This window comes from Alteromonas alvinellae (genome assembly GCF_902705805.1).
Genome location: NZ_CACSIH010000259.1, coordinates 1 through 20,748, shown reverse-complemented (window position 1 = coordinate 20,748; position 20,748 = coordinate 1). Strand labels below are relative to the sequence as shown.

Below are 20,748 nucleotides of genomic sequence, written 5' to 3'. Positions count from 1 at the left end.
GTTGAATGTTTTCGATTTAGAACCACTAAACCGTCAAACATCCGCCTTGCCTAGATGGCGCACAGACCGCTGCAAAAAATGTACAGCAAAAGCCAGCAGGCCCTCATCAATACCAATAGGGAATACACATGAACACGTTAAAAAACTTTGGCATTAAGATGCTAACAGCATCTGTTATGACAGTATTGGGTGGAAGCGTAATGGCCGCTGACATTCACAGCGCATTAAGCGATTCAAAGGCATGGGCTGATCTGAATTTACGCTACGAAGCTGTTGATCAAGACAATGCGTTAGAAGACGCAAGTGCACTGACTTTGCGTACGCGTTTAGGGTTTAGTTCGGGTAGCGTTAATGGTTTCTCATTTACCGCTGAGGTTGAAGACAGTCGTATTGTACTTGGGCAAGATGAGTTTACTGTGGGGCCTACTGGCTTTAACGTAGGTGAGTATTCGGTCATTGCCGACCCTGAAACCACCGAAGTTGATCAAGCTTTTATTCAGTATAAGGCGGATAACTTTACCGCCAGAGTAGGGCGACAAGTGATTACGTTGGATGACCATCGATTTGTTGGCCACGTTGGCTGGCGACAAGACCGCCAGACCTTTGATGCCGTAAGCGCTAAATATGCGGCAACAGACAATCTAGAACTATTCTATAGCTATCTTTACAAACGCAACCGCATTTTTGCTGAGGCGGCAGATTTAGATTCTAAAGATCATATTCTTCATGCTACTTATAAATCTAAAATTGGCAAGTTTGTGGCCTACGCTTACCTTTTAGAAGTGGACAACGACACGGATAACGCGTTGGACACGTATGGCGTGAGCTACGATGGAAAGATGAAAGGTGAGAGCGTGAGTTGGGCTTACGGTGGTGAGTTTGCCACGCAATCAAGCGAAGCTGGCGCGGGCGAAACGGCCACCGACTTTGACGCCTCTTATTTAAATGCGTATGTCGCAGCCACGTTTTCTGGCGTGACGGCTAAGGTCGATTACGAAATACTAGGTTCTGACGATGGGTTGTACGGGTTTGCAACGCCGCTAGCTACGCTGCACAAATTCAACGGTTGGACTGATCAGTTCTTGGGCACGCCAGCACAGGGCTTAAAAGATCTTAAGTTATCTCTATCGGGTGGGCTAGCTGGTGGTAAATGGCTTTTGGCTTACCACGATTTCAGCGCTGACGACAGCAGTAACGGTGCTGACGACTTAGGCAGCGAAATTAATGTGCAGTATACGAAGAAGTTTGCAGGTAAGTACAATTTTGGCATTAAGTATGGTACTTACGATGCGGGAGATATAAAGGTGGATACCAATCGCTTCTGGATGTGGATTGGTACACGCTTCTAATTGCAATACACTATTACAACGTTATGTTGTAATTAATACTACAGATCTGGCTGAGTCGTTACTGACTTAGCCAGCCTTTTTCTACGGCCACATCAAGCTGCTGCATAACGTAGTCCCATAAAGCGGGTGCGCATGATTTAAGGTGAGCATTACGCTTCTCAATTTTCTCTCTTGCAATACCGTGACGCTTCCAGCTTCCTCCGTTGTCTTTCATGTTTTGGAAAACAGGTAGCACTCGGTCCATTGCTTTAGCAAATTCTGCATCTGCGGTTTCGGCTGCTTCAAACTCAAGCCATAACTCAAGCATTTCATTATCAAGTGGACTTGGTAACAACCCAAAAATGCGCTTGGCTGCAGCAAGCTCTTTCTCGGCTTGTGCGTCGTGATCTGTTTGATGATTGAAAGCAAACATGTCGCCAGCATCAATTTCCACAATATCGTGAATAAGGATCATGCGAATAACGCGGGTCACATCTATAGGTTTAGCCGCATATTCGCTTAGCATATTTGCCATTAATGCAACATGCCAGCTGTGCTCTGCGGAGTTTTCCTGTCGATAGTTGTCACAGGGGAGGGTGATCTGGCGCTTAACTGCTTTTAGTTGGTCAAGCTCACAGATAAAGTCAGCAAAGTCACTTACTGCATACATTGGGATGCTCCAAGGCGAAAAAATGGGCGCCAGAGCGCCCATTTAATTATTCAAGGTCTAATGAGTAAATTGGATATTAACCAAATTATTTTTGCTCAGATAGCCACACGATTAGGTCAGCGATGTCGTCGAAGGTCATGTCAGCAGTGAACGTAGGCTGATATTTACCATTGATAATAAAGCTTGGCACACCAGTTAGGTGCTCACGATACTCATCAATTTGCTGTTGATTCTTGCGCACCATGCTGTTCACGCCAAAGCTTTTGGCCATTTTATCAAACTCTTCACCGTCTACGCCGTTCACAACAAAGATATTGCGAAGGTCTTTCAAGCCTGTAATAGATGCACGTTGCTTGTGGATATAGTTAAAAATAGCACCGTTCATTGCGTCTTCTTGTTTCATTGCACGTGCAATAAGCATGGCTTTGGTAGCATCGTCCTGAACTTCTGGGCCGGTAAAGCGCATAAAGTTTACGTGTACTTTGTTGAACTTAGTACCGTCGCTTTTCTTTTCTTTAATTTGTGCAACGATTGGTTCGAACTGGAAGCAGTGTGGGCACCAAAATGAGAAGTACTCAGTAATGACTGGTTTATCTGTGGCTTCTTTATCAAGCACTTTATAGTGCGTACCTTCTTTCCATTTAGATGCCGGCTCTTGAGCGCAAGCTGTTAATGGCAAAAGCATTGCCATGACAAACATTACTGCAAACTTTTTCATGGATTATGATCCTGTATTAAAAAAACGATTATCAAAGTTGAGATTATCACAGCCTTATTCGCTTAACTAGGACCTGTTTCGCAACAAGGTCTTAGTACGCGACAAGGTTAACATTGTCTGCGATAGGATAAACGATTGTCGCAGGATAAACCTCTCACTATGAATAGAATATGAATAACATTAATTGCGAAGGGTAGACCATAAGACGTGAGAAAGGGAACGATCTGAAGCCTAAATTGGCGGTAAAAGAGATGATAATAATTAGAAGTAAAAGCTACAGTAATACAATAGACGTCAAATTATTGAACGAAAAACGGCTACACCAAGATGTAGCCGATTAAATTGCTAGGCTAAGCCTAAATTAACTACATAGCGTAGTTAACAGAAAACAGCGCTCGTCGCTCCTGACCCGCATAACCCACAATATCCTCATAGTCGGTATCAAACGCATTATCTACTTTCAGAGATACCTGCCACTGTTTGTCTATCTGGTAGCTCAAGTTAACTGTAGCAAGGGTATAAGCTGAAAGCGCTAACGTTTGAGAAGGTTCAGGGAATGGTGGGAAGAAAGTATCGTAACGACTTCCTGTGTAGGCCAGCTTAGTGTAAAATCTGAACTTTTCTGTCCCAAAGTTAGTGGTGTAAGTTAACGAGCCTTGATGACGCGCACGACGCAGCTCAGTGCTTGAGATACCACCGTCAGTTTGTTCAGCATCTAGATAGCTATAGGCGGCAGTAAGGTCACCATAGCCACTGCCCCAGTTAAGCTCTACATCAATTCCTTCTCGTGAACTGTCACCGTCAATATTATCTGCGCTGAACGCCCCCAAGTCAGATACAAACACAAAACCGTTTATTTCATCTTCAAGATCGGTAGTGTATGCGCTGATTTGCGCAGACAATGATGTCCAGCTCGCTTTAACACCCACTTCCCATTCTTCACTGGTTTCGGGCTCAAGGTTAGGGTTACCTATAAAACTCGCTGGGAAGTAACCAAAACGCTCGGTAAAAGTAGGAGTTTTAACAGCTCTACCATAGCTGGTAAAAACAGCATAGTAATCGTTAAGCTGCCATGTAAGTCCACCGCGAGAACTTACGGCATTGTCGAACTCACTGTTGTTGTCGAATCGTGCGCTTAGTGTTGCGGTTAGCGACTCGGTTAGCTGGCCATTTGTCTCGGCAAATACGCTATAAGTATTGTCGTGCTGCTTCTGGTTCGGATCGCCAAATGCAATTGGGCCGCGCTGGGTAAAAAGGCGCTGTAGGTATTCAACGCCGCCAGCAAACTCCCAGTTATCCATGGTATAGAAGCCTGTCCAGTTTAACTCTATGCGCTCACCAGTGGTACCGCCAGTGTCTGCACCTGACTCAGTGTTATCGTTATCGTCTTTGCGATAATGCGCACTTAGCGCTGAGCGATAACCTGTATTTTCCGGAGCAAATTCCCATCTTAATTTCGCGCTAATTTGTGAACCATCCGTCACGTTATCTGAGTCAGCAGGAAGGCCTGTCGTCACAAAATCAGTGCCGTCGTAATCGTTCTCGTACTGAACCGTGCGAAGGTGAGCAATTAACGTATGCTCCGACGTTGCGGCATAATTAATATTAATGCCAGCGGTCAGGTTGTCGTAGCCATCATCTTCGTTACCAACACGAGATACGTTGTCACCGTCGGTACGTATGTAGCTGGCGTATGCAGAAATACCTACGTTATCGCTTTGCGAACGCGCGTTCATGCTGCCCTGCAACGTACCTTGTGTGCCAACGCCAGCAGAGAAGTCTACGTGTGACGCATTATCGGCAAACTGGCCTGATTTCGTAGTAATGCTCAATACACCACCGATAGCCCCGCTGCCCCATCTTGCGCTCTGCGGGCCTCGAAGAAGTTCTATGCGCACCACGTTTGCGCTAGTTAAGTGAGCAAGGTCAACTAGGCTTCCTTGGCCTACGTCGTTGGCAACAACGCCATCAATTAAAACAAGTAGATGGTTAGTTTCACCGCCGCGCACGCGCAGCTCTGTTAAGCCACCAGGACTGCCTGACTGAGACAAGCTAACGCCAGGTAGGCCGCGAATTAGATCGGTAAGTTGAAGTGCGCCCGAAGCTTTAATGTCGCTTTCAGTTAGCACCGATACTGAACCAGGAAGCTTGGTTAACGAAATAGGCAAACGCGTGCCTGTTACTGTTAAGGTTTCAATATCTTGGTCAGAAGTTTGAGCAAAGGCAGGTGTGCTTAAGCACGAAATAACTGCAGCGCTAAGGGCTGCTTTAGTAAAATGTGTACGCATGGTTTTTATGTTGTCTTTGATGCGCTCCACCCGAGCACATGATTAGGGAAAGTGCACGTTTTTGCTTAATTACTGATGTGAGCAAGCAAACGACACCATGAAGTACAGGCCGGTATCCGGGCTTACTCACCATTACTAAAAATGTAATAGCTCTTTTGCCTTCCCATCTAATGGCGTTTAATATGTAACGCATAAAAGACAGTGGCGTATGAAAAGAAAACGACAACGCGTTGAGTTTACCGTTGCGGGGGCAGCATCAGTTTTTCACTGATTTCCCGTTTAACCCTTGTCACCGTAGTTAATATGGCGTTAGACAAGAGCACCTACACTCCATCGATTATATCGAAGTTAAAAAGTGATAGCGAATACGGTTTCTTATACCTTACGCTTTTTCGTAACCACCATAAGATTAACGACAACGGTCATCGAAAAAGCGTTTTTTCAGCAAAAAAGGGGCTGGCTCAGTATCCTAATTTCAGTGGAGGCTCTTGAAGGGCCGATAGCTGTTCTTTCAAAGCAAGTATTTGACCTTCCCAGTATTTATCTTCAGCAAACCAAGGAAATGCCCGCGGAAAAGCAGGGTCTTCCCAGCGTCGTGAAAGCCATGCCATGTAATGCACCATTCGCATAGCGCGAAGGGGCTCAATAAGTGGCAACTGTGCAGTGTCAAACGGGTGAAACTCCTCGTATGCTTCCACCAAAGTATCAAGCTGTAAAAGCTGTTGTTGGCGGTCGCCGCTTAGCATCATCCACAAATCTTGGATAGCAGGGCCCATGCGGCAATCATCAAGATCAACAAAAGTAGGGCCATCGCGCCATAGTATATTACCTGGGTGGCAGTCACCGTGAAGCCGAATACTAGATGTTGGCTTATACGCATTTTTCGTGGCGTCAATAACGGGGTTAAGTATGGCAAAAAATGCTGTCTTTAGATGCTCTGGCAGCAGTGTGCTTTGCGTAAGCACCTGCTTCGGTTCATCGAGGTAACTTTCAATATCAATCGAGGGGCGATGTGCAAACCCTTTAGCATGGGCCACGCGGTGAATACGGCCAATGAAACGCCCCATCCATTCGAGTTGATCAAGATTGTCATTTTCGAATTGCCTGCCGCCTACCGAAGGAAATAACGCAAATCGATAGTCAGTTTCGGCCACGGTGTGATGATGCAGCGTGCTGCCATTGAGAGAAATGGGCGCAGCCAATGGAATTTCGTTATCGATTAGCTCTGCAGCAAACGCGTGTTCTTCAAGAATTTGAGCGTCTGTCCATCGACCTGGGCGATAGAATTTTGCTACATAGCGCTGACCGTCTTCAGCCAAAAACTGATAGACGCGGTTTTCATAACTATTTAGTGCTAGCAAACCGCTTTGAAGAAAAATGCCCTGACTTTCCAGGGCATCTAATATGGTGTCTGGGCTAAGCCCAGAGAATGAAAAATCTGTCATCGATAAAGGAACTTGGTTGGCTCATCAACAGTAACCGTTTCCCCATCAATAGTGGTGGTTACACTGATAAAAATATCGGTAACCGTATCTTCCAGATTATAGGCGTCAGTTGCAACCGAAATTGGCGTGCTATACACCGCACCGCCTTCAACTGTTACCGTTTGCTCACCAATGTACTTGTAGTCAGGCAAACCTTTTACAGTAATAGAGTAGGTTTGGGTTTGCTGAGTTTTGTTAAGTACTTTTATTGTATAAACGTTCTCAATTAGCCCTTCATTCGTTTCGCGGTATAGCGAGTTTCTATCGCGGATAATGTCGACTTCGGTGGGGCTACGCATCCAAATATTAGCGAATAGTAAACCGGTCATAACAACAAGTACGACAAAATACCCAATTAGTTTAGGGCGCAATATATGAGTATTACCGCCAGCAAGTTCTTCTTCCGAGGTAAAGCTTATCAGGCCTTTAGGATAGCCCATCTTGTCCATAACACCGTTACAGGCATCAACGCAGGCGCCGCAGTTGATGCATTCGTATTGTAAGCCATTTCGAATATCGATACCGGTTGGGCATACCTGAACACACAGGTTGCAGTCTATACAGTCGCCTAAACCTTTTTCCTTTACTTGCTCGTGACTAAGTTTGCGTGGTCGCGGGCCGCGTTGCTCTCCACGCTTTGCATCGTACGATACAGTAAAGGTATCTTTGTCGAACATGGCTGACTGGAAACGCGCATACGGGCAGATGTGCGTGCACATGATTTCGCGCATGTAGCCAGCGTTTCCGTACGTACATACGGCAAAGAAAATAACCGATAAACCTGCCCAGAAGCTGGTGTTAAATGTGACGAAGTCAACAAACAGGGCATCAATAGGGGTGAAGTAGCCGACGAAGGTTAGCGCAGTTAATAGTGCTACCAGAACCCATGCGGTATGCTTTGCCGTCTTTCGCAAAAACTTATCCACATCCATTTTGCGAGCATCTAGCGCTATACGCTTGTTACGCGGGCCTTCGAACTTCTCTTCAAACCACGTGTAAATGTATACCCATGTTGTTTGAGGACACATAAATCCACACCACACGCGGCCAGCGAAAGTGGTGACAAAGAACAACGCAAAGGCGGAAACTATAAATATATAGGCCAGTAAAGTGAGGTCTTGAGGCCATAAGGTTAGTGAGAAAATAGTAAATCGCTGCTCGCCAATATCAAGCAGCACGGCTTGATGGCCGTTGTACTGAATCCATGGAATGATGGCAAAAAGGCCCAAAAAGAAAAGGCCAAACATGCGTCTAAAGGTCTCTAAAGGGCCTTGTACAGCACGCACATAAATACGGCTACGAGAGTCGTGGCGTTTACCTTCAGGACCCCCTTTGGGTTTATGTACTTTTACCGGCGTGACGGTCTTTACCGGTATTTGTTCATTCATAACTTAACCTTATGTGACGTAACAAACTGCCTGTGCAGTATAACTGCGTTTAACACGTCATGTTTAATATAGATCAATAATGCGACGTATGGTCTATCTTTTTAAAGTTTCAGTCAATACTGAAACTTCAGAAAGTTTTCTACTCATTTTGCTTAATGAGGTGATATAGAGCTTTGATGTAAACTTTTACAAGCAGCTTATACGAGCTCACATACAAAATGTTAGCTATAAATTTCAAATTCGCGGCAATTTAGGTTGCAGGTAATCGGTCGTTCAACATGTATTGAAAGCGATTAAAGTTTGTAAATCAAAGCTCAGCACTCCCTACATATACCTGCGTATAGATTACTGTATTTATTCATAATCAGTTATCGAACTATTATTGCCAATAGTATGGTTAATTAGCGCCCAAATCATGTACAGTGGACGTTGTTATAATGTAAATTGACAAAAAGTTGTGGCGCTTATTGTGTCTCAATCCGCCCCATTTGGGGGCTATTTGTTGTGAACATCCGTCGAAGTTAGCTGAGAAGTCATGTTTAGGTTCTTTATTATCGCTGCTGAAATTATTGTTTTAGTAATTGTGCTGCGATCTCCTTTTGTTCAGTATCTCTTTGAAGATATTCAAAACTCTCTTTCAGAATGGCTGGTGTCTGTTGCTACTCTTCCAGAGCGAAAAGAACTGCAGAGTTTACAAGATAGAATAAATATACAGCTAAGCCCTTTAAAGCCTTATCAGCAGAATTATGTCAAACAAATCACAGCTGATAGCGCTAGCGTGAAACGTTTCCACCACACCTATTGTGAAAATGACGATATAAACCCAAACTTTACGGGAACTAAACGCGTTCAACTATGCCTAATCATTAAACAGTCGTCAGTTATGCAAGTAGCAAAGCGAGACTAGCCAATTTTAACCAGGTTGGTTAAATATAAAGCTGATATAAAAGCCGACAATTGCTGCATGCTAAGCTTTCTCTAAATGTCTTGCTAACTCATAGTTTAAACGACTGAATTTAGGAGCATAAAAGTGAATAAATTACGTACTTTTTCTTGTTTAAGCTGCGCCACAGCGGTGGGACTCCTTACCGTTTTTGCTCCCACTCAAGCCGCTGAGGTGAAGATAACGTGGGAAGAACCTGAGTCTTATAGCGATGTAAGACCAACCAATGAATCTCGTAAACGGTTCCGCGAACGAACGCTACAAGAGCTTGAAGAACACATTGTAGATTTGGCCAGTGATTTACCTGAGTCGCAAGTGCTGTCAATGACAGTAACAAATGTTGATTTAGCTGGTCAGGTTTGGCCAAGCCAGTTTGTCGGCTTCGGTGACGGCGCCGGTAGCGACGTCCGTATCATTAAGCGCGTTGATATTCCTAGAATGACCTTCAGCTATTCGTTGGCTAATGCTGACGGTCAGGTCATCTTAAGTGGTGAAGATGTGAAACTTAAAGATATGGATTTTATGGAATCGAATATTCGCCGCAATCGCACTGAATCGCTTTCTTATGAAAAAGCGATGCTTAACGATTGGTTTTCAGATACGTTTTCAACACAAGTAGCAGCGAACAACTAATAGAGTCGTTCAAATCATAGTAAAAAAGGTCACATATAGTGACCTTTTTTGTGTTCAAAACCCATATTTCATGGGCTATAGAAATACAAGCTGCTTACAGATAATCAAACTCATTACCTGATATTGCAAGGGTGCTGTCAGGGCCAGCTTTATAAGCGGCTTTGTGCGCATCGCGACGCACTAAGATACGTTCCATATAGAAGTCACGTGTCTTCACCTTAGACGCTGCAAGTACCGCGTTACCTGAAGCTTGCGCTTTGTCGGCCATGCTGTACCACAGTACACCAATTAATGAATAGGCGCTGTATGCTAGGTAATCACAAGCAGCTGCAGCAGCAGTGGTGGCATCCATACCTAAGCAATCGGCTGAAGATGCACGCCAGTCATCAAGAATACCTTGAGCCAGACCCTTCGCCTCACTGTCTTGAATGTCGCTAACCAAAGCGTTAAACGCATTATAGGTCGCTTCCATCATCTGGCCGCCATCTCGGGTAAGCTTACGACCAATAAGGTCTAACGCCTGAATACCGTTGGTACCTTCATATAACATAGCAATGCGCACGTCGCGCATAAGTTGTTCCATACCCCATTCACGAATAAAGCCGTGACCACCAAATACCTGTACACCTAGACTAGTGGTTTCAAGACCCATATCCGTCATAAAGGCTTTACAGATTGGAGTTAGAAACTGAAGTATCTTATCGGCATCTTCTTTTTCTTGGCCTTCACCAAGCTTCTCTACGTCCATGAATTTTGCGTAGAAAAGTGAAAGTGCACGGCAACCTTCAATCAGTGATTTCTGCGTTAGTAACATACGCGCTACGTCAGGTTGAAAGACGATTGGGTCTGCTTTGCCTTCTGGATTTTGAATTCCCTGAGGTGCGCGAGACTGAACGCGTTCGCGGGCATAGGTCAGCGCGCCTTGGTAAGAGGCTTCTGCCGCCCCTAAACCTTGCAGACCTACTTGGAAGCGTGCATCGTTCATCATGGTGAACATACATGCTAGGCCTTGGTTTTCTTCACCAACAAGGTAACCCGTTGCACCGTCAAAATTCATCACACAAGTCGGGCTCGCTTTGATCCCCATTTTGTGTTCGATGCTTCCCACTGACAAGCTGTTCGCCTCGCCAGGCTCATTGCTGGCATCTGGAAGGAACTTGGGCACTAAGAATAAGCTGATACCCTTAACGCCTTTAGGGGCGTCGGGTAGACGAGCCAGAACAAGGTGAATAACGTTCGAACTCCAATCGTGATCACCTGCAGTAATGAAGATCTTATTACCGGTGACTTTATAGCTGCCGTCGCCTTGTGGCTCAGCTTTGGTACTAAGCAAGCTCAAATCTGTTCCTGCGTGAGGTTCGGTCAGGTTCATGGTACCTGTCCACTCACCGCTGATTAGCTTAGCAAGGTAGATATCTTTTAATTCTTTACTGGCGTGCTTAGTAACCGCAAGTGTTGCGCTTTCAGTAAGCATGGTGGTTAAACGCCAGCTTAAGTTCGCCGCGTTTAGCATTTCGTGAACAGGCACAGCCATGGTGTACGGTAAGTCTTGCCCGTCGTACTCGGCAGTACCTAGCATTGCATTCCAGCCGTTAGCAATATATTCCTGATAGGCATCAGCGAAGCCTTTAGGCGTGGTAATGCTGCCGTCTTTTAGCGTACAGCCTTCTTCATCGCCTTCACGGTTAAGAGGGGCAACCACATCCAAAGCAAACTTTGCACCCTGTGCAATAATTTCGTTGGCAAGTTCGCTATCAAAGTCGCTGATACCGAGCTTTTCGTAGTGAGCATCAAGTCCAAGCCAGTCTTTTAACAAGAACTGAAAATCAGTCGTAGGGGCGTGGTACAGAGGCATGGATGACTCCTTTTTCAAACAAGTGTTTTAATTTTGTCTATTATAGTCACAAAAAGCGTAGTCCGAATAGTCCGTTAAAGGAAAGTTAATAATAAATTTGGATGATGTGGGTAATGATCTATGCGGACTGATATGAGAGAAACACATAGGTTTTCCAAGACTCGTGGACTTTAAATGTGCAGCAAAGGTCACACAGGCTCTGGTGATTATGTCTGACGCATTGATGTTAATATAGAAAAGTGAACTCAAGTGGTAAGCTCGCTTGCAATTCAAATTCTCACTGGCATGCTTAGCCTACATTGAAATAACCCGTTCACATACGCACAAGCAACACGGTACATAAAAACATGAATCCAGAAAGCGCGAAGAAAAACCTTAAACATAGCAGTGATGATGCGCAGATCCCGGTTTGCATTGTAACGGGGGGAAGCTTGGGTATCGGTTTTGCGGTATGCAAGCTGTTTAGTCAAAACGGTTATCAAGTCATTAATTTAGATATCAGAGACTTTGAGCAGGCGTTACCTAATGCTATCTGGAAGCCGTGTGATGTAAGTGTTGTGCGTAATATTGAAGCCGCGGTGAATGAGGTTATTAGTTCTTATCAACGCATAGACGCATTGGTGTGTAATGCCGGTATACATGTTTCTGCAACCATTGAAGACACTGATGAAGCGCTGCTTGATAAGGTACTAAACTTGAACGTAAAAGGGGCGTATGGCGCGATTAAGTCTTGCCTGCCAACCATGAAAGAGCAGGGCAGCGGCGCGATTGTGGTGATGGGCTCAGATCAGTCCTTTATTGGAAAGCGCAATTCGTTCGCCTACGGTGTCAGCAAAGGTGCATTGGCGTCTATAGCGAAAACCACCGCGCTTGACTACGCACCCCATAATATTCGCGTTAACGCGGTCTGCCCGGGTACCATCGAAACCCCTCTATTTCATAACGCCATTGATAATTACGTGGCACGTTCTGGGGCAGATAAAAATGAAGTGGTAGCTGAAGAAGCCGCTGCACAACCTATTGGACGTTTGGGCCAGCCCGAAGACGTAGCTGAACTGACTTATTTCCTATGCAGCAACAAAGCATCGTTCATCACGGGTAGCTTGTATGCGGTGGATGGGGGCTACACAGCGCAATAGAAAGAGCACAATAGATAGAGCTGAACAGAAAAGCAACGCGAAATGCCTTATCAGCAATAGCATAAACCAAGGTTTTATAAACAACGATGAGCAAGCCTTCAATCACTTGGATAGACCCTCATATTCACTTCTTTGCCTTAAACGAAGGGCACTATGATTGGCTGAAACCAGCCAATGCCCCTTTTTGGCCAGATAAAAAAGCGATTGTAAAACATACTACAGAGCACATGCTCTATCGCGCGTCGTTAGGGCTGTTAGGCGGTTTTGTTCACATTGAAGCGGGTTACGATAACGAAAGCCCCTGGCGTGAAATTGCGTTCTTGGAGCGTCATTGTACGCTGCCATTCCGCTCAGTTGGGTGTATCGATTTAACAGGAAATAATGTCGGCAGTCATATCGATAAGCTAAAGCAGTACCGCTCAATACGTGGGCTTCGTCATATATTAGATGACGATGCTGAAGTACTTTTACGCACCCCTAAAGTTAAATGGGGGCTTCATCATATGGCGTCGCAAGGCTTGTCTTTTGAAGCGCAGTTAAACCTTGCAGATAGCAATGCTGTGCGCGCATTGCTTAAGGTTATAGAGCAAACGCCTGCATTAAACGTAGCTATAAACCATGCTGCAATAGCGCCGATTGAGGTAAATAGCTTTGCGTTTAAAACATGGGGGCAGAATATTCGCGACTTGAATGAAACTGAGCAAGTTGCATTTAAGTTTTCGGGATTAGAAATGCAAGAGCGCCGTTGGTTGTGGCAACGTGCGTCTTATATTTTTGAAACCTTGCTGGACACCGTTGGCACAGATCACATGATGTTTGCCAGCAACTTCCCGCTGTGTCAGTGGCGAATGCCGTATGCGGCGCTGTGGCAAGGGTTTGTCAATATGACAACGCCGCTTACTGAAACGCAAAAAGCGGCGCTGCTGTACGAAAATGCGAAGCGATGGTACGACATCGCATAAAGCTAGCTTACTTAAGCTGCTGAACTAGCCTCGGGTTTATTGCCTTCAATAAACCCGTTGGGTTTCAGCTTTATTTAAGCGCAGTCACCGTCATGTGCGGCGAGCGATAAACCACCTCATCGTTTAGATCGATACCAATTCCCGGTGTGTCAGGCGCTTCAATAAAGCCGTTTACTGGCTGAGGATCTTGAATGCAAAGTTCACGGTTCCAGTCTTTGATAGCGTAGGTATGGTGCTCGTGAATTAAGAAGTTTGGAATGGCCGTTTCTAGATGTAGGCTTGCCGCTGTTGCAACAGGGCCACCGCAAACGTGAGCCTGAATACGTACATCGTAAATGTCGGCATAGTCACACACCTTTTTCGCTTCGGTGAAACCGCCACAAAGGCCAACGTCAGGTTGAAGTACATCAATAGATTGGTCTTCAAGGTAAGGGCGTACATCCCAGCGATGGTACAGGCGCTCACCGCCCGCAATAGGCACGTTCACGTTCTTCGCTACTTTGTCGTGAAGCTTTGAGTTAAGGTAATTCACTGGCTCTTCGTAATATAGACAGCCAATTTCTTCAACGATGTCACCCAGCTGGATAGCCGTTGATGCACCTAATAAGCTGTGACATTCAAAGATGATGTCGCCATCTTCGCCCATTGTGTCTCTAATCGCCTGAAGGCGGGATTTGAAAAGTTTAAGCTCGGGCTTAGTGAAAAGCTTGGTTCTGTCGAAGTGGGTGTTGCCGTCTTTATCGTAAACGATGGGGTCAACTTTAACCGCATCGTAACCATCTTTAAGTGCTTTTTCAGTGGCGCGAGCATAGTCAGCAGGGTCGTTAAGCTTGGTCACTTCTTTGTCCCAATCAAACTGTAGCTGGCTAGCGTAGCTACGGAGCTTGCCATTAGTTTTGCCACCCAGTAATTCGTAAACCGGTAAGCCAAGCGCTTTGCCTTTAATGTCCCAAAGTGCAGTATCAATAGCGCTCATCGCAGCATAAATAACCGGGCCGCCGCCTAATCCCCAAAAGCCTTCGCGCAGCATTCTCGACCATAGCAGTTCAGTGTGAAAAGGATTAAAGCCAATCAGCATGGCTTCGGCAATTTCTTTAATCATGTGTGCAGCGGCGCTGTGACCCCAATCATAAGCCAGTCCTGCTTCGCCCACACCGGTAATACCTTCGTCGGTGTAAACGCGTACGAAAACCGGGTTCCACTGAGGGCGCTTAGGGCATTCGATATCAAAAATTTCTACTTTGGTGACTTTCATAATGTATAAACAATTCCTGTTTGAAATAAGTTGGCGTTTAGCTGGCTAAGCTAAATTATTCGCAGAAGCCCGGGTCTAGTTTGTAAGCTTTGCGAAGCATGGCAGGCCATGCTTTTTGGCCGCCTGTTTCGCCGCTGTGAACCACACTAGCCTGTGCGTATATGCCATCAATAATGCTTTGCGGTATCTCGATAACCTCTTCATTAGACTGCATCAGGGCAAGCTGAATTTCGCACGCACGCTGCAAATCGTAAAAGCGCATAAAGGCGTCACCGACGGTGGGGCCAAGGGTTAGACCGCCGTGATTAGGCAAAAGCATGTGATTAGTGTCGCCAAGATCGTCCTGCAAACGTTTCTTTTCACTATCATCAACGGCTAAACCTTCGTAGCTGTGATAAGAAAGTGATGGTAGCGAAAACATTGAATACTGGCTCCAGGGCTTAAGCCCGCCTTTAACAGATGCGACTGAGATTGTGGCTAGTGTATGCAGGTGAATAACGCATTGGGCATCGTGGCGCACTTCGTGGATAGCACTGTGAATGGTGAAGCCAGCGGGGTTGATGCCGTAAGGTGTATCGTCAAGAATGTTACCCTCTAAATCGACCTTAACCAGGTTAGAGGCGGTAACCTCGTCAAACGTCAGGCCAAAGGCGTTAACCAAGTAATGATCAGTGCCCGGTACCTTAGCTGAGATATGCGTGTAAATAAGGTCGCCCCATCGCATATCTGCCACTAACCGATAGCATGCTGCTAAATCGACACGAGTTTGCCATTCTTGTTCAGATACTTTGCCTTTAAGGCTTAAGGTTGGCAGTGAAAACAAGCCACTTCTCCTATTCTTTTCATGGTGACAATTTACCAATACCCGCAACAATGAACAATGCTTTGTCAGTGCTGCGTTATATCGAATTGGGTGTAGCCATCGCGCAAGGGAATAAGATCGTCAGCAAATCTCAATGCATCGTGGTCTAGCATAAACGGGTCTACTTTAACCAATCTTACTACCTCTAGTTTTGCCCATGATGGAGCATCGAAGGTGTCAGGAAGGCGTTCAATGCCGGCGTCTACATCACAACCAAATATGACTAAGCCGTTAGAGGTCGTAAAGAGATACGCGCTAACTTCTACATTGAAGCCAGTTTCTTCCCATGTTTCCCGGTGAGTGGTACAGGCAAGCGATTCATTCTTATCCGAAGTTCCGCCTGGAAAGTCTAATTTACCAGACAGCCGATGTTCTACCATCAGTACCTTGTTCCCGGTTTTTATTAAACAGGCAGCGCCAACAGGAGATTCGGCCATACTACTACCAATGTGCACACTTTCAGATAAAAGCGCTTCTGAAACGCGGCACATTGGAGAGCTAGGTGAAGATTTTGAACATGCGAAAAGCGTTAAAACAGCAAATATAGCTGATAAGCGAAATAAGATGACCATTGATTTGGGTAAAATACTCTAGTGTCTGTTTGTAATTGTTTTAAAAGTAATCATTTTTACCACACAGACTCTACGCAAAAATAAAAATAACACAACAAACAATAATAACGCGGTACACGAAACAATGTTTGGGAACGCTCACGTTTAACGTTAAGCGAATTTGTGTACTTGAGTGTCCGTTGAGCGCTTAAAAAATTCTTGCTCAAAGGAATACTATTTTACCAATAGGAAAGGTTATGTCTTCACGATTATCGTTATCACCCTTGTTACTAGGCGTGGTGCTACTTGCTGGCGTTGTGGTGTATTTGAATATGCCTCAGGAAGAAAGTAAACAAAACGCCGGCGCAAGAGCTACGCCAGTTAAAACGGGCGTTGTTTCGTCTCAAGCCTTTCCTATCACCATAGAGTCACTGGGTACGGCTACCGCAAACGAGTCAGTAAATGTCACTGCACAAGTTACCGATACGGTAAAGGCAATAAACTTTAATGATGGCGATAAAGTAGTAGAAGGCGAGCTTCTGGTGCAGCTTAATAACACCGAAGAGCGGGCTAGAGTTGAAGAGCTAAAAGCAAATATTGATGAAGCTAAACGTCAGTTTACCCGTATCGCTGACCTGCGTCAGTCAAATGCAACGTCTGAACAACTTCTCGATGAACAACAAGCCCGAGTGAAAGCGCTACAAGCCCAGTTAGACATTGCCTTGGCTCAGCTTAATGACCTTCAAGTTCGCGCGCCATTTAGTGGGTTTTTAGGCAACCGTGAAATCAGCATTGGTTCACTAGTACAGCCCGGAGACACCATTACTAGTTTAGATGACATTAGTCTCATTAAAGTTGACTTCAGTATTGCTGAAAATCACCTTGCAAGCGTGGCGAAAGGACAGTCGGTTAGTGCATCCTCAGTGGCTTATCCTGGGGAAGCATTTACGGGGAAAATCACCAATATCGATACACGCCTTGATCCCATTAGTCGCTCCATTCGCGTGCGCGCAACCATTGACAATCAAGACGGGCGCCTTCGCCCGGGAATGTTGCTTACAGTGGTGGTAGAAAAACGTGTGCTTAACGCCTTAGTCCTACCGGAAAAAGCATTAGTTCCAGTACAAGATAAGCAATACGTTTATGTGGTTAAAGATGATGTTGCCCATCAAACAGAAGTGAAAATAGGCGAACGCCGCCCAGGGCTAGTACAAATTGTTAACGGGTTGAACGAAGGAGACGAAGTGATAACCGAAGGTACACTTCGCGTGCGCGATCAGTCTCCAGTTAATGTGTTAAACCGCTAGGAGGCACGCAGTCATGTTATTGTCAGACGTTTCTGTGAAGCGCCCGGTTTTTGCAACCGTAATCAATCTACTGCTGATTATTTTTGGTATTGTCGCTTTTTCCATGCTGAGTTTGCGCGAATACCCAGACATTGACCCGCCTATTGTATCGGTAAGTACAACCTACACGGGCGCCTCCGCGAACATAGTGGAAACCCGAATTACCCAGCTATTAGAAGACAGAATTTCAGGTATTGAGGGGATTAAAAACGTTACATCTACGTCTCGTAATGGTCGCTCAGACATTACCATTGAATTTAAGCTCTCTCGTGATATTGATGCTGCCGCGAATGACGTGCGCGAGCGAGTAAGTCGCGCACTCAATAACCTGCCAGACCAAGCCGACCCACCAGAAGTATCGAAAGCGAACTCAGATGAAAGTGCCGTGGTGTGGTACAACCTTAGAAGCACGAACCTTAATACCATGGAGCTGACAGATTACGCTGAGCGGGTATTAGTGGATAGGCTTTCGATTGTAGATGGCGTGGCCCGTATACAAATTGGCGGTGGAAGACGGTATGCCATGAAAGTGTTCTTAGACCGCAATGCTATGGCGGCTAGAGGCATAACCGTAAGTGATGTAGAGCAAGTTATACGTGCTGAAAATGTAGAATTACCAGCAGGTGAAGTAGAAAGTACGGACCGCAACTTCGAAGTTCGCGTAGCACGCACCTTTCTAACACCTGACGACTTCGCGGCGCTAACGGTTGCCGTAGGAGACAACGGTTATCTTGTGCGACTTGGTGAAATTGCTAATGTTGAGTTAACCGCCGAAGATGACGAAACCGAGTTTCGTGGCGATGGCGTTAACATGATAGGGCTTGGTATTATCAAGCAATCAAAGGCAAACACACTTGAAGTAGCCCGCGCAGCGAAAGCGCAAATTGAAAGAATAGAAGCTACCTTGCCAGATAATATCTTTATTGTGCCAAGCTACGATTCGTCGGTGTTTATCGAAGCGTCGATTGACGAAGTGTATGAGACACTGGCTATCGCAATGCTAATGGTAGTGATCGTGATTTACCTTTTCCTGGGGAATATTCGCGCAACGCTTATCCCCGCGGTCACTGTCCCTGTCTCTATTATCGCCGCATTTATTGTGATGTATGCGCTGGGCTTCTCAATTAACCTACTTACGCTACTTGCTATGGTATTAGCCATTGGCCTTGTAGTGGATGACGCTATTGTTGTGCTTGAGAACATCTATCGACGCATAGAAATGGGAGAGCCGCCTATTTTGGCTGCCTATCGAGGGGCCAGAGAGGTAGGTTTTGCCGTAATTGCCACAACGTTAGTGTTGATTTCTGTGTTTGTTCCATTGGTATTTCTTGAAGGAAATATTGGACGGTTATTTACCGAATTTGCGTTGGCCATTGCTGCAGCAGTGGCATTTTCAAGTTTCACGGCTCTCACGCTATCCCCCATGATGGCGTCAAAAATACTCAAAAAGCGCCCCCGTTCTTCTGGCTTTGGTAGTTGGATGGACAAGCGGTTTACACAGCTAGAAACAGGCTATTTTAATACGTTAGGCAAAACACTCCATCAACCCATTCTAATGTTACTTTTACTAGCAATTGCGGTTGTAGCGTTAGTTCAGCTTTCAGAGAAAGTGCCAAGTGAGTTTGTGCCTAAAGAAGACAGAGGCAACTTTTTTATCTTAATGAATGCACAAGAAGGCGCGAGTTTTGAAAGTAATGCTAGGAACCTCGAACAAATCGAAAGCATTTTAATGCCCTATCGCGAAAGCGGTAAAATTAATCGTCTGTTGGTTAGAACACCTGGTTTCGGAGGAAATGCGGGGATTGCGATAGTTGGCTCTGCAGACTGGGACAAACGAGATTTCAGTACATTTTCTTTAATGGATGAAATTAGTGCCAAGCTAAACAATGTACCTGACGTCCGTGCTTTTGCAATTATGCGTAGCGGTATATCGGGAGGTGGGCTAGGCCGCCCCGTTCAGTTTGTTCTTCAAGGGGACACCTACGAAAACCTAGTTGAGTGGCGCGACACGGTAATACAAAAAGCCGCGCAAAACCCAGGGCTGATCCGACTAGACTCTGACTACAAGGAGACTTCACCCCAGCTGTTAGTAAATATAAATCGTGACCGGGCAGCAGACTTGGGCGTATCAATTAGTGATATTGGTAGTACGTTAGAGGTCATGCTTGGGCAGCGTAGGGTGTCCACTTTCCTCGATAGAGGGGAAGAATACGATGTCATCATGGAAGGTATAGAGGAAGATTTTCGAAGCCCTAACAGCATTGAGAATTTATATGTGCGCTCTTCTCGAACCGGTGAACTTATTCCGATGGATAACTTGTTAACGTTTGAAGAGCAAGCTACGTCAGCGCAGCTTAATCGTTACAACCGAATGCGTGCTGTGACTATTTCGGCGAATCTGGCAGATGGCTATACATTGGGAGAGGCGCTTACATACTTAGAAGATATTGTCGCCACTGAATTGCCTGATAATGTATCTATTGATTACAAAGGCGAGTCACAACTGTATCAAGAAGCGGGTAATTCATTTATTTATGTCTTCATGCTGGCGCTTGCTGTGACTTATTTAATATTAGCAGCGCAGTTTGAAAGCTGGGTACACCCGTTGGTTATTATGCTCACCGTGCCGCTGGCCTTGGTTGGTGCCTACATTGGGCTGTTTTTTAGCGATATGACTATCAATATTTACAGTCAGATTGGTTTAGTTATGCTCATCGGGCTTGCTGCTAAAAACGGTATTCTGATTGTGGAGTTTGCTAATCAACTTCGCGACGCAGGTATGGAGTTTGAACAAGCACTCAAGCGAGCAGCCGCCCAGCGTTTAAGACCCATAGTGATGACAGGCTTTACAACGGTATTTAGCTCACTGCCTCTTGTACTTGCCTTCGGGCCTGGCGCTGAGAGCAGAATGGTGATCGGTATGGTTATTTTTTCGGGTGTGCTTCTATCAACATTTATGACCCTTTACGTGGTTCCAACTGCGTACAGTTGGCTAGCAAGAAATACAGGCTCTCCAATGCAGCGAACCAATAAAATTGACGAGCTGGAGAAAGCGATCCCCTATAAAAAAGGTGAGTCTTAACGGCTCGCCCCACTGTTTGTTGTTTGAATTTCACTCAGTCGCCAACATTCGTTGGCGCAAACTGGATAACCTTAAGGTATGCATTTTCATACTGCAATATAGGTTTCTATCACTTGCGATGCCTGTCTTACTAATTTCAAGTTGTTGATTTTAAATGCTTATAATCCAAAATAGGTCGTCTATTTAACTTTTTTATAAGCAACTATAAGCTTCAAACCGTCATTCCGCACCTAATTAACTGATT

At 45.4% G+C, this 20,748-nt stretch carries 16 protein-coding genes, 1 pseudogene and 1 riboswitch; of the genes and pseudogenes, 7 read left to right on the top strand and 10 right to left on the bottom strand.

Going from position 1 to position 20,748, the window contains the following annotated elements:
* The first annotated feature begins 128 nt into the window (after positions 1–128).
* Positions 129–1,349 carry an alginate export family protein gene (locus ACX5KA_RS20300; protein ID WP_039219902.1) on the top strand — a complete coding sequence of 407 codons (1,221 nt, stop codon included), beginning with the start codon at positions 129–131 and terminating at the stop codon, positions 1,347–1,349.
* 58 nt (positions 1,350–1,407) lie between these two features.
* Here ACX5KA_RS20300 and ACX5KA_RS20295 read toward each other — a convergent pair whose 3' ends face one another.
* The 6 genes and pseudogenes from ACX5KA_RS20295 to ccoG all read right to left on the bottom strand — a co-directional run bounded on the left by ACX5KA_RS20295 (position 1,408) and on the right by ccoG (position 7,876).
* Positions 1,408–1,998 (bottom strand): HD domain-containing protein, encoded by a 591-nt coding sequence (locus ACX5KA_RS20295; RefSeq protein ID WP_282763115.1) that lies wholly within the window; start codon positions 1,996–1,998, stop codon positions 1,408–1,410.
* Positions 1,999–2,083: 85 nt separating this feature from the next.
* Positions 2,084–2,716, bottom strand: coding sequence for a thiol:disulfide interchange protein DsbA/DsbL (locus ACX5KA_RS20290; protein ID WP_039219897.1), 633 nt, complete (start codon positions 2,714–2,716; stop codon positions 2,084–2,086).
* A gap of 107 nt (positions 2,717–2,823) precedes the next feature.
* Positions 2,824–3,012: pseudogene (locus ACX5KA_RS20285) on the bottom strand (hypothetical protein); the annotation flags it as partial.
* A 69-nt stretch (positions 3,013–3,081) separates the two neighbouring features.
* The gene (locus ACX5KA_RS20280) at positions 3,082–5,004 is read right to left on the bottom strand and encodes a TonB-dependent receptor plug domain-containing protein (RefSeq protein ID WP_334048470.1); all 1,923 of its coding nucleotides are present in this window, start codon (positions 5,002–5,004) and stop codon (positions 3,082–3,084) included.
* Positions 5,005–5,094: 90 nt separating this feature from the next.
* Positions 5,095–5,346, bottom strand: a riboswitch (cobalamin riboswitch).
* Positions 5,347–5,465: 119 nt separating this feature from the next.
* Positions 5,466–6,449, bottom strand: coding sequence for a serine/threonine protein kinase (locus ACX5KA_RS20275; RefSeq protein ID WP_039219891.1), 984 nt, complete (start codon positions 6,447–6,449; stop codon positions 5,466–5,468).
* Entirely contained in the window at positions 6,446–7,876 is a 1,431-nt protein-coding gene (gene ccoG / locus ACX5KA_RS20270; RefSeq protein WP_334048473.1) for a cytochrome c oxidase accessory protein CcoG, read from the bottom strand. The genes ACX5KA_RS20275 and ccoG overlap by 4 nt, the downstream gene beginning before the upstream one ends.
* A 535-nt stretch (positions 7,877–8,411) precedes the next feature.
* On the opposite strand from ccoG, the gene ACX5KA_RS20265 reads away from it, so the two are divergent.
* Together ACX5KA_RS20265 and ACX5KA_RS20260 are read left to right on the top strand one after the other, a co-directional pair.
* Positions 8,412–8,783, top strand: a complete 372-nt coding sequence (locus ACX5KA_RS20265) for a hypothetical protein (RefSeq protein WP_039219886.1) — start codon at positions 8,412–8,414, stop codon at positions 8,781–8,783.
* A 123-nt stretch (positions 8,784–8,906) separates the two neighbouring features.
* Positions 8,907–9,452 carry a DUF3016 domain-containing protein gene (locus ACX5KA_RS20260; protein ID WP_458732071.1) on the top strand — a complete coding sequence of 182 codons (546 nt, stop codon included), beginning with the start codon at positions 8,907–8,909 and terminating at the stop codon, positions 9,450–9,452.
* A gap of 94 nt (positions 9,453–9,546) precedes the next feature.
* Here the strand turns inward: ACX5KA_RS20260 and ACX5KA_RS20255 are convergent, their stop codons facing one another.
* Positions 9,547–11,307, bottom strand: coding sequence for an acyl-CoA dehydrogenase family protein (locus ACX5KA_RS20255; RefSeq protein WP_458732070.1), 1,761 nt, complete (start codon positions 11,305–11,307; stop codon positions 9,547–9,549).
* 347 nt (positions 11,308–11,654) lie between these two features.
* Here ACX5KA_RS20255 and ACX5KA_RS20250 point away from each other — a divergent pair, with 347 nt between their 5' ends.
* Positions 11,655–12,446, top strand: coding sequence for an SDR family NAD(P)-dependent oxidoreductase (locus ACX5KA_RS20250; protein WP_458732069.1), 792 nt, complete (start codon positions 11,655–11,657; stop codon positions 12,444–12,446).
* Between the two features lie 86 nt (positions 12,447–12,532).
* Positions 12,533–13,408, top strand: coding sequence for an amidohydrolase family protein (locus tag ACX5KA_RS20245; RefSeq protein ID WP_458732068.1), 876 nt, complete (start codon positions 12,533–12,535; stop codon positions 13,406–13,408).
* A 70-nt stretch (positions 13,409–13,478) separates the two neighbouring features.
* Here the strand turns inward: ACX5KA_RS20245 and ACX5KA_RS20240 are convergent, their stop codons facing one another.
* From ACX5KA_RS20240 to ACX5KA_RS20230, 3 genes are all read right to left on the bottom strand, one after another.
* Entirely contained in the window at positions 13,479–14,663 is a 1,185-nt protein-coding gene (locus ACX5KA_RS20240; RefSeq protein ID WP_458732067.1) for a mandelate racemase/muconate lactonizing enzyme family protein, read from the bottom strand.
* A gap of 55 nt (positions 14,664–14,718) precedes the next feature.
* Complete coding sequence (locus tag ACX5KA_RS20235) at positions 14,719–15,486, bottom strand: class II aldolase/adducin family protein (protein ID WP_014997304.1); 768 nt, start codon at positions 15,484–15,486, stop codon at positions 14,719–14,721.
* Positions 15,487–15,551: 65 nt separating this feature from the next.
* Positions 15,552–15,962: an NUDIX hydrolase gene (locus ACX5KA_RS20230; protein WP_458732066.1), complete on the bottom strand. Its 411-nt coding sequence runs from the start codon at positions 15,960–15,962 to the stop codon at positions 15,552–15,554.
* A 371-nt stretch (positions 15,963–16,333) separates the two neighbouring features.
* Between ACX5KA_RS20230 and ACX5KA_RS20225 the strand changes: the two genes are divergently transcribed.
* Together ACX5KA_RS20225 and ACX5KA_RS20220 are read left to right on the top strand one after the other, a co-directional pair.
* Positions 16,334–17,383, top strand: a complete 1,050-nt coding sequence (locus tag ACX5KA_RS20225; RefSeq protein ID WP_458732065.1) for an efflux RND transporter periplasmic adaptor subunit — start codon at positions 16,334–16,336, stop codon at positions 17,381–17,383.
* A gap of 13 nt (positions 17,384–17,396) precedes the next feature.
* A complete protein-coding gene (locus ACX5KA_RS20220; RefSeq protein WP_458732064.1) occupies positions 17,397–20,504 on the top strand; it encodes an efflux RND transporter permease subunit in 3,108 nt (1,035 codons plus the stop codon).
* Positions 20,505–20,748: the final 244 nt, after the last annotated feature.

What these genes read in the sequence shown, in the direction of transcription:
- ACX5KA_RS20295 (WP_282763115.1), bottom strand. Translation starts at nt 1,998, where the DNA reads ATGTATGCAGTAAGTGACTTTGCTGACTTTATCTGTGAGCTTGACCAA.
- ACX5KA_RS20300 (WP_039219902.1), top strand. Translation starts at nt 129, where the DNA reads ATGAACACGTTAAAAAACTTTGGCATTAAGATGCTAACAGCATCTGTT.
- ccoG (WP_334048473.1), bottom strand. Translation starts at nt 7,876, where the DNA reads ATGAATGAACAAATACCGGTAAAGACCGTCACGCCGGTAAAAGTACAT.
- ACX5KA_RS20240 (WP_458732067.1), bottom strand. Translation starts at nt 14,663, where the DNA reads ATGAAAGTCACCAAAGTAGAAATTTTTGATATCGAATGCCCTAAGCGC.
- ACX5KA_RS20290 (WP_039219897.1), bottom strand. Translation starts at nt 2,716, where the DNA reads ATGAAAAAGTTTGCAGTAATGTTTGTCATGGCAATGCTTTTGCCATTA.
- ACX5KA_RS20250 (WP_458732069.1), top strand. Translation starts at nt 11,655, where the DNA reads ATGAATCCAGAAAGCGCGAAGAAAAACCTTAAACATAGCAGTGATGAT.
- ACX5KA_RS20265 (WP_039219886.1), top strand. Translation starts at nt 8,412, where the DNA reads ATGTTTAGGTTCTTTATTATCGCTGCTGAAATTATTGTTTTAGTAATT.
- ACX5KA_RS20245 (WP_458732068.1), top strand. Translation starts at nt 12,533, where the DNA reads ATGAGCAAGCCTTCAATCACTTGGATAGACCCTCATATTCACTTCTTT.
- ACX5KA_RS20230 (WP_458732066.1), bottom strand. Translation starts at nt 15,962, where the DNA reads ATGGCCGAATCTCCTGTTGGCGCTGCCTGTTTAATAAAAACCGGGAAC.
- ACX5KA_RS20255 (WP_458732070.1), bottom strand. Translation starts at nt 11,307, where the DNA reads ATGCCTCTGTACCACGCCCCTACGACTGATTTTCAGTTCTTGTTAAAA.
- ACX5KA_RS20220 (WP_458732064.1), top strand. Translation starts at nt 17,397, where the DNA reads ATGTTATTGTCAGACGTTTCTGTGAAGCGCCCGGTTTTTGCAACCGTA.
- ACX5KA_RS20280 (WP_334048470.1), bottom strand. Translation starts at nt 5,004, where the DNA reads ATGCGTACACATTTTACTAAAGCAGCCCTTAGCGCTGCAGTTATTTCG.
- ACX5KA_RS20275 (WP_039219891.1), bottom strand. Translation starts at nt 6,449, where the DNA reads ATGACAGATTTTTCATTCTCTGGGCTTAGCCCAGACACCATATTAGAT.
- ACX5KA_RS20225 (WP_458732065.1), top strand. Translation starts at nt 16,334, where the DNA reads ATGTCTTCACGATTATCGTTATCACCCTTGTTACTAGGCGTGGTGCTA.